We start from the raw sequence: 16,029 nt of genomic DNA, 5'->3' as shown, positions 1-16,029 counted from the left end.
AAAACAACGGGTTTATCGCATGGCAGCGGCCGAGTTCAGAGCACTTGGAGACTATCTGGGCAGCCAGATCCTGGGACAGGGCCCCCTCATCGAGGGGTTGCTGATCGCCCTGTTATGTGAAGGACATGTGCTGATCGAGGGGGCCCCCGGTCTTGCCAAGACCCGGGCGGTCAAGGCGCTGGCCGGTGCCGTGGAGGGGCGCTTTGCCCGTATCCAGTTCACCCCGGATCTGCTCCCTGCCGATCTCACCGGCAGCGAGGTCTTCCATCCCCAGGATGCGAGCTTCGTGTTTCAACCAGGTCCTCTGTTCAACCATCTGGTGCTGGCGGACGAGATCAACCGGGCGCCGGCCAAGGTGCAATCCGCCCTCTTGGAGGCCATGGCCGAGCACCAGATCACCGTGGGCAAGAAGAGCTGGCGCCTGCCCTCCCTCTTCATGGTCGCCGCCACCCAGAACCCCATCGAGCAGGAAGGGACCTATCCCCTGCCGGAGGCCCAGCTCGATCGCTTCTTGCTCAAGCTGCTGGTGGATTACCCCAGCCCCGCCATGGAGCTGGCCATCCTCCAGCTCAACGCCCGCGGCGACGCCCTGCCGACGCCGCCGGTCACCCTCAGCCAGTCCGACCTGCTGGAAGCCCGCACCGCCGTTCAAGGGGTACAGATGCAGGGGCGCCTCGAGCACTATCTGGTGCAACTGGTGTGCGCCACCCGCCCCGGCAGCGGCCTGTGCCCCGAGCTAGACCCCCTGGTCGCGGTGGGGGCCAGCCCCAGAGCCAGCATCGGCCTCGCAAGAGCCGCACGGGCCCGGGCCTGGCTCGCCGGGCGCGACTTCGTGCTGCCCGAAGACATTCAGCAGTTGGCGCCTGCCGTGCTGCGCCACCGCCTCATCCCGAGTTATCAGGCGCTGGCGGACAACCTCGATAGCGAGGCGCTCATCACCCTGCTGCTGGATGCCATTCCATGCCCCTGAACCGGCCCCCACAGGCAGCCCTGTCGCCATGACCCCCGTCACCGAGCCCCGGGATCACCCCGACATCGCCCTCACCCTCGAGCGGCTGCTGGCGGTGCGCCTCTGGACGCGCCAGGGCGAGCGTGCCCGCATTCATCAGGCGGCCCAGGGGCGTATCGGGCGCCAGCCCGGGCTGCATTTCAGGGAGCTTCGCCTCTATCAGGCCGGTGACGAGGTGCGTCACATCGACTGGCGGGTCACCGCCCGCCTCGGCCGCCCCCACACCCGCCTCTACGGGGAAGAGCAGGATCAGGCCCACTGGTTGCTGCTGGATCTCTCACCTGCCATGTACTTTGGCTCCCGCGCCCAGCTCAAGGCCCGCCTTGGCTGCGAGCTGGCCGCCGCCCTGCTCTGGCAGGGGGAGAAACAGGCCAATACCTTGATCTGCCAGGGCGAAGCCCCCCACACAGAGCACCAGCGCGGCTCTCTCATGCCTCTGCTGGAAGCGCTCTGCCGCCATTACGAGGCAGGGCTGGATCGCGCCCCCCCACCCTGGACGCTGGCCCAGACCCTGGCACGACTCACCCTGCCCCACGGGGCCAGATTGACCCTGATAAGCCATCACCAGGCACCGGACCAGGCCCTCTGCCAGCAGTTGCAACGCCTTCGCCCGCGCCACGACATCCACTACTGGCAGATCCGCGATCCCCTGGAAGCCGCCCTGCCCGAGCAGGGGCAGCTGGCAGTGCAGGCAGGCAGACACAGCGGTTGGCTCGCGGGAGAAGACCTCCGCTTTCGCGCCCGCTATCAGAGGGCGGCCGACGAACAGGCCGAGGCCTGTCGCCAGCAGTTGCTGCCCCTGGTGACGCGCCTCTATCGCCTCGACAACGGCGCCACCCTGCAACGCCAGTGGCAGGAGGGTGGATGCCGTCTGTTTTGAGGGGGGAGCAGGGCGTGCCCGCACCGGATGCATATCGCCAGCCCTCGTCCAGCGAGTCCTTGCAAGCCATTCGTGCCGAGCTGCGCGACATCCACCAAGGCCCCGCTCTCGAGCCTGCACAGGATCCTCGCCTGATGGCCCTCGGGGGGCTGCTGATCGCGGCGATCGCCGCTTGCCTGATCGCCATGACGGCCCTCACCCTGTGGCGCCAGCGCCGCTGGGCGCATCGGATAGACTGGCAGGCCGACGATCTCGTCCCCAGGCTGCAGGATGCCCTGCGAGAAGCGGCCATGGCCCGCTGGCCCGAGGCGGCCCCTCTGCAAGGGGAGGCCTGGCTCGCCTGGCTGGACAGCAAGGGGGGGAGCGATTTTTCCCGGTTTGCCGCCCAGTGGCCGCTCTGGCTCTATGGGGGCAGAGTGCCCGATGAAGCGCAGCGCAAAAGATTGCGCCTCGCCTATCTCGCCTGGGGGCGACGCTGCGTCAGCGCGCCGCGATTCCCGGCAAGCAAGCGAGGGGCCCCTTCCCCGGAGGGTACGCGATGATCCTCGCCTGGCCCTGGTTTTCCCTCGCCCTCGCCTTGCCGCTGCTGGTGCGCTTCGGCCTGCCTCCCATGAAGGGGCGCAAGGGAGGAAACCGGCTCGTTCACGGAGGTTTTCCCCTGCTCCAGCCCCAGGCGGGGCAGCCCTTGTGGCGCATGATGCTCTGCTGGTGCGCCCTGGTACTGGCCCTGTGCCGCCCCCAGTGGCAGGAGCCCCCGATCATTCACTACCAGAGCAGCCGTGACCTCATCCTGGCGGTGGATCTCTCCGACAGCATGCGCACTCAGGACATGCTGGATGACGGAGAGCAAACGGACAGGCTTGCCGCGGTGCGCCAGCAGATAAGCAACCTTGTCGCCTCCCGCCCGGGGGATCGCATCGCCCTCGTCGTCTTTGCCGATCACGCCTATCTGCTCTCCCCCCTCACCCAGGAGACCAGGGCTCTGCTCACCCTGGCCAGGGAGCTCGATTTCGATCTGGTGGGGCGCACCACGGCCCTGGGGGAAGCCATCCTGCTGGCACGCCAGCACGCCGACCCCACCCGCCCCACCGCCCTGCTGCTGGTGACGGACGGGCGCAATACCTCGGGCAATGCGGATCCCCTGACCGAGGCCCGGCTCGCCGCCAAAGCCGGCATCCGTCTCTATACCCTGGGGGTGGGCGCCGACCCCGATACCTTCGCCGGGCCCGCAGGGGACGCCGATCCCAGTGCCGAACTGGATGAAGCCCTGTTGCAGCAGTTGGCGACACTGGGAGGAGGCCGCTATTTTCGCGCCCGCAACCGGGGCGATCTCGCCGCCATCAACCAGGCCATCGACACCCTGGAGCCCCTCGCCCGGCCCCAGATCCTCTCCCGGCCCCACCAGGAGCTCTACCCCTGGCCACTGGCCCTGGCCTGGCTGCTGCTCTGCTGGCCAGCCCGCTGGCACATCCCCCTGTCACACAGGCCATCCCATGAGTAGGCAGGCCATGATGGTGGCACCATGGAGCTGACCTTGCTGCGCCCCCTCTGGTTGCTGGCCCTGCTCCCCTGGCTATGGCAGGGGTGGCGCCGCCGCCGCGATCCCGGCTTGCTCTCCCCGGCCATGCAGGCCTATCTGCTGCCGAGCCGCCATCGGGCCATCCCCTGGCGCTGGCTTGCCTGTCTGCCGGTCATCCTGGCGCTCTCGGGCCCCGCCCTGCGCCAGCAGAGTCTCCCCATGCCGAGCCCGGCCCTCGATATCTGGCTGCTGGATCTCTCCGACTCCATGCTGGCGCAGGATCTGGCGCCGGACCGGGCAACCCGGGTGAGGCTGGGATTGCAGGAGATGCTGGCCGACATAGCGCAGCAGGACGCGGCCCATCCCATCGCCCTCATCCTGTTTGCCGGGGATGCCTACCTCGCCATGCCTCCCACCCGGGATCATCAGGCCATCGCCCTGCTGCTGCCAGACCTGCGCCCGGCCATCATGCCTGTCCAGGGCAGCGCCCCCGAGCGCGCCGTGGCCCTGGCCCTCACCCTGATCCCGCCGGGCCAGTCCGCCCGTCTGCTGCTCGTGACCGACGGCCTCTCCGGGACAGCGCGCGATCGCATCGCCGCCCTCTGGCCCTGCCTCAACGACCTGTTCTGCAAGGCAGGCTCGGCCCCGCGGCTCGACATCTTGCTGGCCAGCGGGGGCAAGGAGACCCGGCTGCCCGGCGTGGCTGCCGAGCGCTGGCAGCTCGGCAGCCCGATCGGCCACACCTTGCCGGCGCCCGACGAGGAGGCCATGGCCGCCCTTGCCGCCAGTACCGGAGGCAGGCTGGCCTGGCTTGATTCCGGCCTGCCCCGCTTTGGTCCCCTGCCCATGGGCCAGGCCCTGACGCAGGGGCAATCCCGGGATCTCGGCCCCTGGCTGCTCATCCCCTTGCTCCCCCTGGCGCTGCTGGCGCGGATCGGCGCCCACTGGCTGCTGGTGATCCTCGTCATTGGCTTCGCGCCCCCTTCCCTGCAGGCGGCCTCCCGACAAGATGAAGCAGGCTGGCAGGCTTATCGCCAGGGACACTATCGGGAAGCGGCCAACGCCTTCCAGGATCCGGTCTGGCAAGGCAACGCCTGGTATAGATCCGGGGATTACGCCAGGGCCGTCGCCGCCTATGGCAGGGCAAGCAGCGCCACCGCCCACTACAACAGGGGCAATGCCCTGGTCTGGCTCGGGGATCTTGCCGCCGCGGAGCAGGCCTATCTGAGCGCCCTTCGCCTTGAACCTGGGCACAGGGATGCCTTGCACAACCTGGCCCTGCTGCGGGCCAACCCGCCGCAGACAACGCCCTCGGCAAATGCCCCGGAGCAGGTTGACACTCCCGACCCCGCCCACGCCTCAGAGGCTCCCCGCCCCCCGGCGCCCCCCGTGCTGCTGCTGGAGCAGCGCCTTCGCAAGGAGGCCCTGCGCCGCCCCCTGATCAAGGTGGAGGAGCCCTGGTGATCCTCGTACTGCGCTTGCTCTCCCCCCGGATCGGCTGCTGGCTGCTGCTCGCCCTGTGCGCCATGCGGGTGCAGGCCGCCCCTGTCGAGGCCGAGCTGTTGCCGGGGGCGAGCGAGCGCGACTGGCTGCTCGTCATCGAGGCCGACGGGCTGCACCGCGATGAGGATCTCAACCTGCAACCGCTGCTGCGCCAGTTTGCGGTCGGGCGGGTCAGCATCCAGCGGGTCAGTGCCCAGAGCCGCAGCCTGACCCGCTGGCAGATCCCCCTGCACCTGCTCGATACCAGCCCGCGCCAGGTGCCCTCCCTGCCCCTTGGCGCCGATCTCACCCCCTCCCTGGCGGTGCCGACACGTTCTCTGGACGGCACCCTGATGCCGGCACAAGACCCGGTATTCTCTCCGGTCGAGCTGCAGGCCCGGGTGCTCCATGAGGGGAATCTCTACCCCGGCCAGCCCTTCATCTATGAGCTGACCCTCTGGCTGCCTGCCAACCTGGAGGCCCCCAACCTCGGCGAGCCCATCACCCCGGCCTTTACCATTCGCCGCCTTGGCGATGACCGCTGGGACTCTCCCACCAGCCCCGGCCTGCCCGGGCGTCTCACGCGAAAATGGCTGCTGCAGGCCAAAGGACCCGGGCTCCATCCCGTCGAATCCCCCCGCTTTCAGGGGCGGTTGCCGCCCCAGGACCAGGCCGGTGCGACCGCGCCGGGCAACGCGGGGGATCTGCTGTCCGCCAGGGCGGCGACCCTCTTCATCAAGGTGGACAAGGCCCCCCTGGAGCCGGTGGCGAGCAGCCTGGTGTTGCGCCAGCAGTTCAGCCCGGCCCAGGCCAGGGTGGGTGAGCCGGTGATCCGCACCCTCACCCTGGTGATGGAAGGGGGGGATGGCAACCGCCTGCCCCCCTTGCCGGCCCCGCCCCTGCCCGCCGGCCTCTCCATGAAGCCGGACGGCGAGCAGCAACAGGAGCGATTCGTGGCCGAGGGGGCGCTACGCTTCGAGCGCCAGTGGCGCCAGGCCCTGACCGCCGACGAGGCGGGGCGCTATGTGCTGCCCCCCCAGACCCTGCGCTGGTTCAACACCCAGAGCGGTCGCATCGAGGAGGCGCGCCTGCCCGCACATCCTCTGGTGTTCACGGCAAGGGAGAGCGCCACTCCCGCCTCCCCCGCACCAGGGATCCAGTATCTCTATTGGGTGCTCCTGGCCATCCTGCTGCGGGCATTCATGCGCCGCTGGCCGCGCTGGCGCGCTTTCTATCGCCTGCAACGGGCCCTCGCAACGGGCTCTCCTGACGAGGCCAGGGAAACCCTGCTGACCTGGGCCGTCCTGCGCTGGGACACCCCCTGCCTGCATCTGGCCAGGCTGCCCTGTCACCGCGACCCCGCCATGGGGGCGCTGCTGGACGACCTGGATCGGGCCTGTTTTTCCCCCAAGCGAGTCCCTGGCGAACACCTGCCCAGGCAGGCGCTCGCCAGGGAGTTGTGCTCCAGGGAGAGCTTTGCGATAGCCTATGGTCTTCGAATACTGGCGTGGATGCGTGCATGATGCGCCCCTCATGAAACAGGACACCCCTTTATGGCGTTAGGTTTTTTCAGAAGAAAAAGGGCCGACACGGGAAAGGATCCCTGCACTTCTCCGGTCTATGGGGAGATGGCAGACAAACAAACCAAGTACGAAGCCCTGGTGCACGCCCTGCACGGGGACATCTACCGCTACGCCTACTGGCTGTGCCGGGATCCGCAAATCGCCGACGATCTGGTGCAGGAGACTTTCCTGCGCGCCTGGAAGGCGATAGATACCCTGCTGGACGACAAGGCTGCCAAGGCGTGGCTCATCACCATATTGCGGCGGGAGAATGCCCGCCGCTTTGAGCGAAAGCAGTTCGATCTTGTCGACCTCGACGAGCACCCCCTGCGGGATCAGGGTGTCCTGCCAAGCGAGCAGGAGATGGAGCACGAATGGCTCAGGCGCCACATCGCCCGCCTGCCTGCCGAGTATCAGGAGCCGCTGCTGCTGCAGGTACTGGGGGGATTCAGCGGGGAGGAGATCGCCGAGCAACTCGGCCTGAACAAGAACACCGTCATGACAAGGCTGTTTCGCGCTCGCAACCAGATAAAAGAGGCCATGGAGTCTGCGAAACAACAGAGAGGACACACCAATGGATGAGCTTGAATTTCGCCGCCGGGCCATCACTCACCCCTCGGACAGGGATCCCGCCTTCTTGAAAGCCGCCGAGGCGTCACCGGCCAATCGCAAGCATCTGGACGAGATGCAGCAGCTCGAGCGCCAGGTGCGCAGCACTCTGGAAGTGGACGTACCGGCCGGTCTTGCGGAGCGGATCCTGCTCAGGCAGGCGATGGCAGCCGAAGAGGAGCAGGTGGTCCCGCTGCCCGTCACTCCTGCACACACGCAATGGCGCGCTCTGGCTATCGCAGCCTCGGTCGCCTTCCTGCTCGGCATGAGCACCCGCTGGATCAGCTGGCCTGTGGCACCGGACACCCTGTCGCTGGCTCAGGTCGCCATGTCCCACGTTTATGGGGAAGAGCCCTTCATTCATGCGGTGGATGAGCGGGTCAGCCTGCACACCATCAACGCAAAAATGGAGAAATATGGTGCCACCCTGAGCGAGATGCCGGGCATGAAGGTAACCTATGTCAACCACTGCGCCTTCTACCAGGGACCGGCCCTGCACATGGTGCTCCAGGGCAAGATGGGACCGGTCACCCTGTTCCTCGTCCCCAAGCATCTGCCACTGACGATCCAGTCCGATTTTGCAGACGGGACCCTCAAGGGGGAGATACTGCCGCTCAAGGGGGCCAACATGGTGCTCATCGGAGACATGCAGGAGCCCCTCGCCCCGGTTGCCCGCCAGCTTGAGTCACGCCTGCACTGGTCCATTTAACAGACCTTGACCCAGGCTGACTCGTCCTCCGCCTCAGCCACATCACAGGCAGACATCCTCATTGTCTGCCTGTTCATCCCCACATCCCCGCATGTTCCCGCCCATTGCCCGCGCGAAGTCACATTTTTACTATTTATTTTAAATGACGCAAACGGCACCATTTGTGCTTTATTTATCCAATAATAGATAAATTAGCCTAATAAAACGGCAATTTAAAACAAATGATTAACACAATGGAAACTTTTATGTATTCTGCTGTCACTGGTCTGATTTCTTACCTCCTACCAGATCCATAGAATCACGCCAGCAATGAATGGGAAGAAGCTGACATAACAACAGATCATGTCGTCAATAGCCGCCAAAGAGCCGCGATGTCGACAGAAAATCTGCTACAAAGAGAGAACACTATGACGACTGCCTTTTTCAAGAAAAGCCTGATCGCTGCGGCCGTGACCCTGGCCAGCACCCAGACCTTCGCCGCCGCGTTCCAGCTGAACGAGCACTCGGCCTCCGGTCTGGGCCGTGCCTATGCCGGTGAAGCCGCCATCGCCGACAATGCAGCCGTGCTGTCCCGCAACCCGGCAGCCATGACCACCTTCGACAAGATGGCTCTGTCTTTCTCCGGCACCTATATCAAGCCCGATGTGGATGTGGAGGGGAAAATTGCAGGTGCTATTCCGGCTAGCGAGAGCGACATCGCCCCCGATGCCTTCGTGCCGGCCAGCTACTTCATCCAGCCCCTGAACAATCAGTGGGCCTGGGGGATCGGCCTCTTCTCCAACTACGGCCTCTCCACCGAATATTCCAAGACCTTCGCGGCCGGTGCTGGTGCCGGTGACACCGAGCTGCTGACCTTCAACATCAACCCCAACATCGCCTATCGCATCAATTCCAGCTTCAGCGTCGGTGCCGGCATCAATGCCGTCTACGCCGCCGCCGAGCTGAACCGTTATGCCGGTGCGCTCTCCGCTGCCATTCCGGGTGCCAACTCCGATACCCGTCTGGCTCACCTGAAGGGCGACACCTGGGGCTTTGGCTGGAACGTCGGCACCCTGTACGAGATCAACGAAAACAACCGCCTCGCCCTGACCTACCGCTCCCAGGTCGACTTGAGCTTTGACGGCGACTTCCAGGGCGCCACCTCCCTCAACCGGGTCGTCGACGGCAACCTGAAGCTGGATCTGCCAGCCCAGGCCGAATTCGCCGGCTATCACCGTCTGAACCAGCAGTTTGCCGTGCACTACTCCGTCAACTGGACCGACTGGAGCGCCTTTCAGGAGCTGAAAGCAACAAGTTCAGGATGTAATATGCCTGGCCAACCAGGTGTATGCCTCAATAAACCGGAAAAGTTCAAGGACTCCACCCGTTACTCTCTGGGCGGTACCTGGTACGTCAACCCGTCCTGGGAAGCCCGTATCGGCTTTGCCTACGACAACACCCCGATCGAGCCGGAATATCGCAGCCTGAGCATTCCGGATTCCGACCGCGTATGGTATAGCGCCGGCGCCACCTACCACATAGACAAGGACATGAGCGTCGACTTCGGCATGGCCTATCTGGACGGCAAAGAAGTAGACGTAAACGAAGGACTGCGTAGCCATGATGACGGACTGCGCTGGAAAGGCACCTCCCACGGCAACGCCTTCCTCGCTTCCGCTCAGTTCAACATGAAATTCTGATTTTCACGTCATCATCGAGAGCGCCCCAGGGCGCTCTTTTTTTATTCCGAATTCCTGTTTCAGCGTACATCTGTAGTAAACAACTGTACACTTTTCTTTTTTTATCAAGCTATTAGCAGCACATCCCCCAGCATTTAATCCCGTTTTCATCCGCTCACTCCCACGCCCGTTGCCTTACTGGTCATACCATATAAAATCCTGCCTCCAACCATAAGAACGTTCGAACTCCAGGTTCATTTTCAAGGATAATGCAATGCACTCCATCATGAAGCCGTCTCTCATCGCCCTGCTGGTGCTGTCGAGCCAGGCCCAGGCGGCAGGTTTTCAGCTGGCCGAGCAATCCGCCACCGGCATGGGCCGCGCCTTCGCCGGCGAAGCCGCCATCGCCGACAATGCCAGCGTGCTCTCCCGCAACGCCGCCGCCATGACCCGTTTCGATACCATGGCCTTCTCCGGTGGCTTCATCTATGTGCACCCCGACGTCAACATCGAGGGCACCACCCGGGTGCCGACCCCCAAGGGGCCGGTCAGTCTGGATGCGGCGGCCCACGACATCGCCGATGATGCCTGGGTGCCCAACGCCTACCTCATTGTGCCCCTCAACGACCAGTGGCGCCTGGGGCTGGCTGCCACCTCCTATTACGGGCTCGGCGTCAAGATGCCGGACAACTACAATGCCGGTCACTTCGGCAATGTCTCCGACATCAAGACCGTGGATCTGGGGGCGTCACTGGCCTACCGCATCAACCGCGTCTGGTCCGTCGGCGCCGGCCTCTCCGCCATTCAGGGCGAAGGGGAAGTGGGTGGCACCTTCCCGTCCAACAACCAGATCGCCAAGCACCTGAAAGGGGATGGCTGGGCCATGGGCTGGAACCTGGGCACCCTGCTTGAGTTGTCGCAGGCAACCCGCATCGGCCTCTCCTACCGCCACGACGTCACCCTGACCCTCTCCGGCGACGCCATCGGCATCGATCAGAACGGGCAGCCCTTCACCGATACCGGCAGCCTGGATCTGCCGCTGCCCGCCACCGCCGAGCTGGCCCTGTTCCATCAGCTGACGCCGGCGCTGGCGCTGCATTCGAGCATCAACTGGACCAACTGGAGCAAATTCGTGCAGCTCGAATCCGAGCTCGACCACCACGGCACCATGCATATAAAGGATGAGCACTGGGAAGACAGTTGGCGCTATGCGCTGGGGATGACCTACCAGCTGGCCCCCCAGTGGCAACTGCGCTCCGGTATCGCCTACGACCGCAGCCCGGTCCCGGCGGATCGCCGCACCATCTCCATCCCCGACTCGGATCGGGTCTGGTACAGCGCCGGGGTGGGTTATCAGATCGATCGTAACCTTTCGCTGGATCTGGGGGTGACGCTGATCGACGGCAAGAAGGTGGACGTGAGCGAAACCATGCAGCTCAGGCCCGGCATCCCCCAGACCACCTCCACTTTCAATGGCACCTCGGAAGGGGATGCCTGGCTCGCCGGCCTGCAGCTCAACTACCTGTTCTGACACCCCGGGTTTCCTGACAAATAGTATGCCAGTTGTTGACCTTCCCGACCGGTCGGCACTGGCATAGTGATCCGCTTCACCATAGAATCAAGCCTGTAACCATGGTGGAGAGATGCATGTATTCCTATGTAGCAAGGCAGCCCATTCTGGATCGGGAGTTGAACACCCAAGCCTATGAGCTGCTGTTTCGCGACAGCCTGGACAATGTATTTCCCTCCGTCTCCGCACAGCAGGCCACTTCCAGGCTGGTTGCCGAGCAGTTCTTGCAGCAGAACATCGATCATCTCATCGGAGATCACCCCTGCTACATCAATTTCCCCCACTCCCTGTTGCTGGACGGATTGGCCGAGTGCCTACCACGGGACAAGGTGGTGATCGAGATACTGGAGGATGCCGAGCCCGACGATGCGCTGCTGGAAAAAGTGATCCAGCTCTATGGGCTGGGCTATCGGTTGGCGCTGGATGACTTCACCATGGTCTCAGACTGGGACAGGTTCCTCCCCTACATCCATATCATCAAGTTCGACCTGCGCAGCACTCCGCAACCCTGCATAGAGCACTTCATGGCGAATCATCGCCACCTACCCCTCACCTATCTGGCCGAGAAAGTCGAGGATCAGGCCGAGTTCGAGCGGATGAAGCAGCTCGGCGTCACCCTGTTCCAGGGATTTTTCTTCAGCCGCCCCCAGATGGTGCAACAGCCCACCATACCGCCGGCCCAACTGGTGGTGATGCAGCTGCTCGAGGTGGTCAATCAGACCGAACCGGATCTGGACAAGATTGAGCAACTGCTCAACCAGGATCTCACCCTCTCCCTCAAGCTGCTGCGCTACATCAACCACCTCAAGCGCTTCCCCCAGCCCATCGCCTCGTTTCGCCAGGCCGCAAGTTCCCTGGGGCACGCCCAGCTCAAGCGCTTCGTCGCCCTGATCGCCGCCACCAGTGCGGGAAGTGAAAAGAGCGCCGAACTCCACCAGATGTCCCTCATCAGAGCCCGGTTCTGCGAACTGCTGGCCCAGACCCATGCGCCCGCAGAGCAGGCACAGCAAGCCTTTGTCACCGGCCTCTTCTCCCTGCTGGACGTGCTCATGGGTGAACCGCTGGATCAGCTGCTCGGCTCCATTCCCCTGACCGACGACATTCGTGCCGCCCTGCTCACCCGCAAGGGCAAGCTCGGGTTCTACCTGGCGTTGTGTGAAGATTTCGAGAAAGCCGACTGGCAGCGGGTCGCCGCCAACACCGTCCGGCTCGGCCTCAACGAAGAGAAGGTCAGCCACCTCTATCTGAGCGCCACCGCCTGGGTCAACCAGCAGCTTCAGGCCATGGAAGAGCAACCGGTCCACTCCCGCCAGACATGACAACGTCCCTCTTGAAGGGACGTTGTCATTTCATCAACCCGCAGCAATCTCACCCACGCATTCAGCCTGCCTCGATGGCGATGGCCGTTGCCTCCCCTCCCCCGATGCACAGGCTCGCCACCCCTCGTCTGAGCCCGCGGGCACGCAGGGCATGGATCAGGGTCACCAGGATGCGGGCGCCACTGGCGCCAAGAGGGTGCCCCAGCGCACAGGCCCCGCCGTTCACGTTCAACTTGTGATGGGGAATGCCGCACCCGGCCATGGCCAGCATGCTCACCATGGCGAATGCCTCGTTCACCTCGAACAGGTCCACCTCCTCCACCGACCAGCCCACCCGGGCCAGCAACTTGTCAATGGCGCCGACGGGGGCACTGGTAAACTCCGCCGGCAAGGCGGCGTGACTCTGGTAACCCACTACCCTGGCCAGCACCGGCAATCCGAGCTGGGCAGCGGTCTCCCCCCGCATCAGCACCAGGGCTGCCGCCCCGTCCGAGATGGAACTGGCATTGGCCGCCGTGATGGTGCCGTGCTTGCTGAAGGCCGGCTTGAGGCCGGGGATCTTGTCGGGCCTGGCTTTGCCCGGTTGCTCATCCTCGGCCAGCAGCAGGGTATCCTCAGAGGTCATGACGGGAGCCAGTTCCGCGGCAAAGGCACCGCTGCGCTGCGCCGTCAGCGCCCGCTCCAGGGAGGCGATGGCAAAGGCATCCATATCGGCCCGGATCAGTCCGCTGCGATCGGCACTCAACTGGGCGTAATGCCCCATGAGATGGCCTTCGTAGGCATCCTGCAAGCCGTCCAGGAACATGTGATCGAGCACGCTCTGGTGCCCCATGCGAAAACCGCTGCGCGCCTTGTCCAGCAGATAGGGGGCGCGGCTCATGCTCTCCATGCCCCCCGCCACCACGACCTCGGCCTCCCCCAGACGCAGGCTGTCCGCCGCCAGCATCACTGCCTTCATGCCGGAGCCGCATACCTTGTTGATGGTGGTGCAGGGCACGCTGTCCGGCAGCCCCCCCTTGAGCGCCGCCTGGCGGGCTGGCGCCTGGCCGGCCCCTGCGCTCAGCACGTTGCCCATATAGACCTCATTGACCTGCTCCCCCGTCATCCCGGCCTGCGCCAGCGCGGCGCGGATGGCGCAGGCGCCAAGCTCGGGGGCCCCGAGCACACTCAGGGCCCCCTGGAAAGCCCCCATGGGGGTACGTTTGGCCGCCACAATCACGATATCCATCGATAGCACTCTCCTTGTTACATCGGGATAACATATGCCGCGACCGCGACAGGAACAAGACTTGCGGGGAAGTTGACGTTTGGGTAAGGTGCCAGCCTGCATTGACAACCAGATGGCAGCCAAGACAGCCCCATGACCAAATCCAGGGACGACACCCGCACCTTCAGCATCAGCGAACTGGCTCGCGAGTTCGATGTGACCACCCGCAGCATCCGCTTCTACGAGGATCAGGGCCTGCTCAACCCGACCCGCCAGGGACAGCACAGGATCTACAGCCGTCAGGACAGGGTGCGGCTCAAGCTGACCCTGCGTGGCAAGCGTCTGGGCTTCAGCCTCGCAGAGATCCGGGAGCTGTTCGATCTCTACGATGCGGACAAGAGCAGCCGCTCCCAGTTGCAGACCATGCTGGGGCTGGTAGCCGACAAGCGGGAGACCCTGCAGCAACAGCTGGAAGATATCCAGATGGTCCTGCTGGAGCTGGAGGCGGCCGAACAGCGCTGCCGCCAGGCCCTGGCACACCTCTCCCCCTGAGGCACGCAGACGGGCGAGGCGAGCGGGGAACACCGCCAGCAAATAGACACAAATGAAAGAGGGAGGCTTGAAGCCTCCCTCTTGTCATGCATCGTGGACGACCGATATCAGGCCTCCTTGCTCCAGCGGTTCGGATCGTAATCCGGGCTGTAGCGATCGACGATGATGGCACAGGCCGCATCGCCGGTGATGTTCAGCGCGGTGCGGATCATGTCGAACAGACGATCCAGCGCGAACAGCAGCGGCAGACCCTCGATGGGAATCCCGGCCGCCAGCAGCACGGCAACCACCAGGAAGCTCGGGCCCGGTACACCGGCCTGACCGATGGCACCCAGGGTGGAGGTGACGATGATCGCCGCCCAGGCACCCATGGAAAGATCGATGTTATAGACCTGGGCGAAGAAGATGGCGACCAGGCCGTAATAGATGGCATTGCCGCTCATGTTGATGGTGGCGCCCAGCGGCAGCACGAAGGAAGCGGTGGCGTTGGTCACCTTCAGATCGCGCTCGCAGGTCTCCATGTTGACCGGCAGGGTCGCCATGGAAGAGGCGGTGGAGAAGGCCACGATCTGCGGCTTCTTCATCGCGGAGAAGTACTTGCGTACCGGTGTGTTGGAGAAGAACGCGATCAGCAGCGGATAGACCACGAAGCCGAAGATGAGGATGGCGGCGACATAGACGACGAACAGCTTGAGCACCAGAGTCAGCACGTCAAATCCGTAGGTGCCGATGGCGTCGGCCATCAGGCCGAAGACGCCGATGGGGGCGATCAGCATCACCTTGTTGATCATCCAGACGAAGGCGTCCACCAGGGTGTTGAGCCCGTCCACCAGCGGCTTGGCGCGCTCGCGGGGCTGCTTGGCCAGGGCGATGCCGAGGAACATGCAGAACACCAGGATCTGCAGGATGTTGGCCTCGTTCAAGGCGCTGAACACGTTGGTCGGGATCATGCCAAGCAGGGTGGCCACCGCATCGGGCAGTGCACCCTTGTCGGCGTAGTCGCCGGAGAACATGGCCGCGGTGGCGCCAAAGTCAACGCCCACACCGGGTTTGAACACCTGACCCATCACCAGCGCCAGGAACACCGCCAGTGCGGAGGTGCCGAGGAAGAAGGCGAGCGTGGTGACGCCAATCTTGCCAGCAGCGGGACTGGCCCCCAGGTTGGCGGCCCCGGACAGGATGGCCACCGCCACCAGCGGGATCACCAGCATCTTGATCAGCTGGATAAACAGGGTGCCGAGCGGCGCAAACACCGTGGCTTGCTCTCCCATGAGCGCCCCGACCAGCGCGCCCAGCACCATGGCCACCACTACCTGGAAGCGGCGTTGTTGATCAAATCCGTCGCTGGATGGCCGTTCCCCAACCCGTTGATACCACTCAATTCACTGGCTGGCGAACAGGCATACCAAGCCCTATCAGCTTGTTCATCACCTTCACGCCAGCCAGGATTTCGCCCACCTGGGCGTTGTAGTTCCGCAGGCTCAGCGTTGGCCCGATGAGTTGCTTGAACCGGTACATGGCGGTCTCGGCTATCGAGCGCTGGTGATAGCCGGAGTCTTTCTTCCATTGCTTCAGTTCACCGGCCTTGAGCGCCGTCACCGCCTCGTTGCGGGGATGGTCTTCCTCCCACGGTGCCGCATTTTTTCGGTTCATCGCGGCTTTCCGGGGAAGGCCGCCTTGATTTTCAGAAAAAAGTATTCTGAGTCCCTAAATCCATATGCCATGCGCTTTATCACTTTGATCTTGTTGTTCACCCCTTCCAGCACACTCGTGTGCATCGGGTAGTTTGCACTCGCCAGGATCCCCCCAGGGCGAGATCGTGAACGTTTTGAAGCAATGTTAAGAGGATTTGACCGACCGATCTGGGTGTGATCTTATACTCTCTTTTACGGGAGTTTCGCGATGAACCACCATGCTGCATTTACTCAATTCTTCTCTGAACTCAAAGACCCT

Annotated in this window: 14 protein-coding genes and 2 pseudogenes; 12 read left to right on the top strand and 4 right to left on the bottom strand. The window is 64.0% G+C overall.

The features are described from left to right. Nucleotides 1-19: 19 nt before the first annotated feature. The 11 genes from J9889_RS04450 (at nt 20) to J9889_RS04400 (ending at nt 12,317) form a co-directional block, all read left to right on the top strand. On the top strand, nt 20-970 hold the full coding sequence (locus J9889_RS04450) for an AAA family ATPase (RefSeq protein ID WP_039039116.1): 951 nt from the start codon (nt 20-22) through the stop codon (nt 968-970). Between the two features lie 28 nt (nt 971-998). Beyond that, entirely contained in the window at nt 999-1,889 is an 891-nt protein-coding gene (locus tag J9889_RS04445; RefSeq protein ID WP_210556028.1) for a DUF58 domain-containing protein, read from the top strand. Then, nucleotides 1,874-2,431, top strand: coding sequence for a DUF4381 family protein (locus J9889_RS04440; protein ID WP_234925205.1), 558 nt, complete (start codon nt 1,874-1,876; stop codon nt 2,429-2,431). The genes J9889_RS04445 and J9889_RS04440 overlap by 16 nt, the downstream gene beginning before the upstream one ends. Then, nucleotides 2,428-3,390 carry a VWA domain-containing protein gene (locus J9889_RS04435; protein ID WP_111896829.1) on the top strand — a complete coding sequence of 321 codons (963 nt, stop codon included), beginning with the start codon at nt 2,428-2,430 and terminating at the stop codon, nt 3,388-3,390. Before J9889_RS04440 ends, J9889_RS04435 begins: the two co-directional genes overlap by 4 nt. A gap of 21 nt (nt 3,391-3,411) precedes the next feature. Then, on the top strand, nt 3,412-4,872 hold the full coding sequence (locus tag J9889_RS04430) for a tetratricopeptide repeat protein (protein WP_210556027.1): 1,461 nt from the start codon (nt 3,412-3,414) through the stop codon (nt 4,870-4,872). A gap of 62 nt (nt 4,873-4,934) precedes the next feature. Further along, a complete protein-coding gene (locus J9889_RS04425) occupies nt 4,935-6,413 on the top strand; it encodes a BatD family protein (RefSeq protein WP_210556034.1) in 1,479 nt (492 codons plus the stop codon). A gap of 30 nt (nt 6,414-6,443) precedes the next feature. Then, a complete protein-coding gene (locus J9889_RS04420; RefSeq protein ID WP_198497874.1) occupies nt 6,444-7,034 on the top strand; it encodes a sigma-70 family RNA polymerase sigma factor in 591 nt (196 codons plus the stop codon). Further along, entirely contained in the window at nt 7,027-7,770 is a 744-nt protein-coding gene (locus J9889_RS04415; protein ID WP_210556026.1) for a DUF3379 domain-containing protein, read from the top strand. The genes J9889_RS04420 and J9889_RS04415 overlap by 8 nt, the downstream gene beginning before the upstream one ends. Before the next feature lie 407 nt (nt 7,771-8,177). After that, a complete protein-coding gene (locus J9889_RS04410) occupies nt 8,178-9,449 on the top strand; it encodes an outer membrane protein transport protein (RefSeq protein ID WP_210556025.1) in 1,272 nt (423 codons plus the stop codon). Between the two features lie 253 nt (nt 9,450-9,702). Next, complete coding sequence (locus J9889_RS04405) at nt 9,703-10,959, top strand: OmpP1/FadL family transporter (protein WP_210556024.1); 1,257 nt, start codon at nt 9,703-9,705, stop codon at nt 10,957-10,959. Between the two features lie 116 nt (nt 10,960-11,075). Next, complete coding sequence (locus J9889_RS04400; protein WP_210556023.1) at nt 11,076-12,317, top strand: HDOD domain-containing protein; 1,242 nt, start codon at nt 11,076-11,078, stop codon at nt 12,315-12,317. Nucleotides 12,318-12,378: 61 nt separating this feature from the next. Here J9889_RS04400 and J9889_RS04395 read toward each other — a convergent pair whose 3' ends face one another. Further along, on the bottom strand, nt 12,379-13,545 hold the full coding sequence (locus J9889_RS04395) for an acetyl-CoA C-acyltransferase (RefSeq protein WP_210556022.1): 1,167 nt from the start codon (nt 13,543-13,545) through the stop codon (nt 12,379-12,381). A 132-nt stretch (nt 13,546-13,677) separates the two neighbouring features. Between J9889_RS04395 and J9889_RS04390 the strand changes: the two genes are divergently transcribed. After that, entirely contained in the window at nt 13,678-14,076 is a 399-nt protein-coding gene (locus tag J9889_RS04390) for a MerR family DNA-binding transcriptional regulator (protein ID WP_010674655.1), read from the top strand. A 107-nt stretch (nt 14,077-14,183) separates the two neighbouring features. Here the strand turns inward: J9889_RS04390 and J9889_RS04385 are convergent, their stop codons facing one another. The 3 genes and pseudogenes from J9889_RS04385 to J9889_RS04375 form a co-directional block, all read right to left on the bottom strand. After that, on the bottom strand, nt 14,184-15,386 hold the full coding sequence (locus J9889_RS04385) for a dicarboxylate/amino acid:cation symporter (protein WP_210556021.1): 1,203 nt from the start codon (nt 15,384-15,386) through the stop codon (nt 14,184-14,186). A 67-nt stretch (nt 15,387-15,453) separates the two neighbouring features. Continuing rightward, nucleotides 15,454-15,723: pseudogene (locus J9889_RS04380) on the bottom strand (IS5/IS1182 family transposase); the annotation flags it as partial. Nucleotides 15,724-15,725: 2 nt separating this feature from the next. Beyond that, nucleotides 15,726-15,908: pseudogene (locus tag J9889_RS04375) on the bottom strand (transposase); the annotation flags it as partial. Nucleotides 15,909-16,029 lie beyond the last annotated feature (121 nt).

This window comes from Aeromonas sp. PrichA-15, from assembly GCF_017939245.1.
Lineage (GTDB): Bacteria > Pseudomonadota > Gammaproteobacteria > Enterobacterales > Aeromonadaceae > Aeromonas > Aeromonas caviae.
This window is presented reverse-complemented; position numbering and strand designations above follow the sequence as displayed.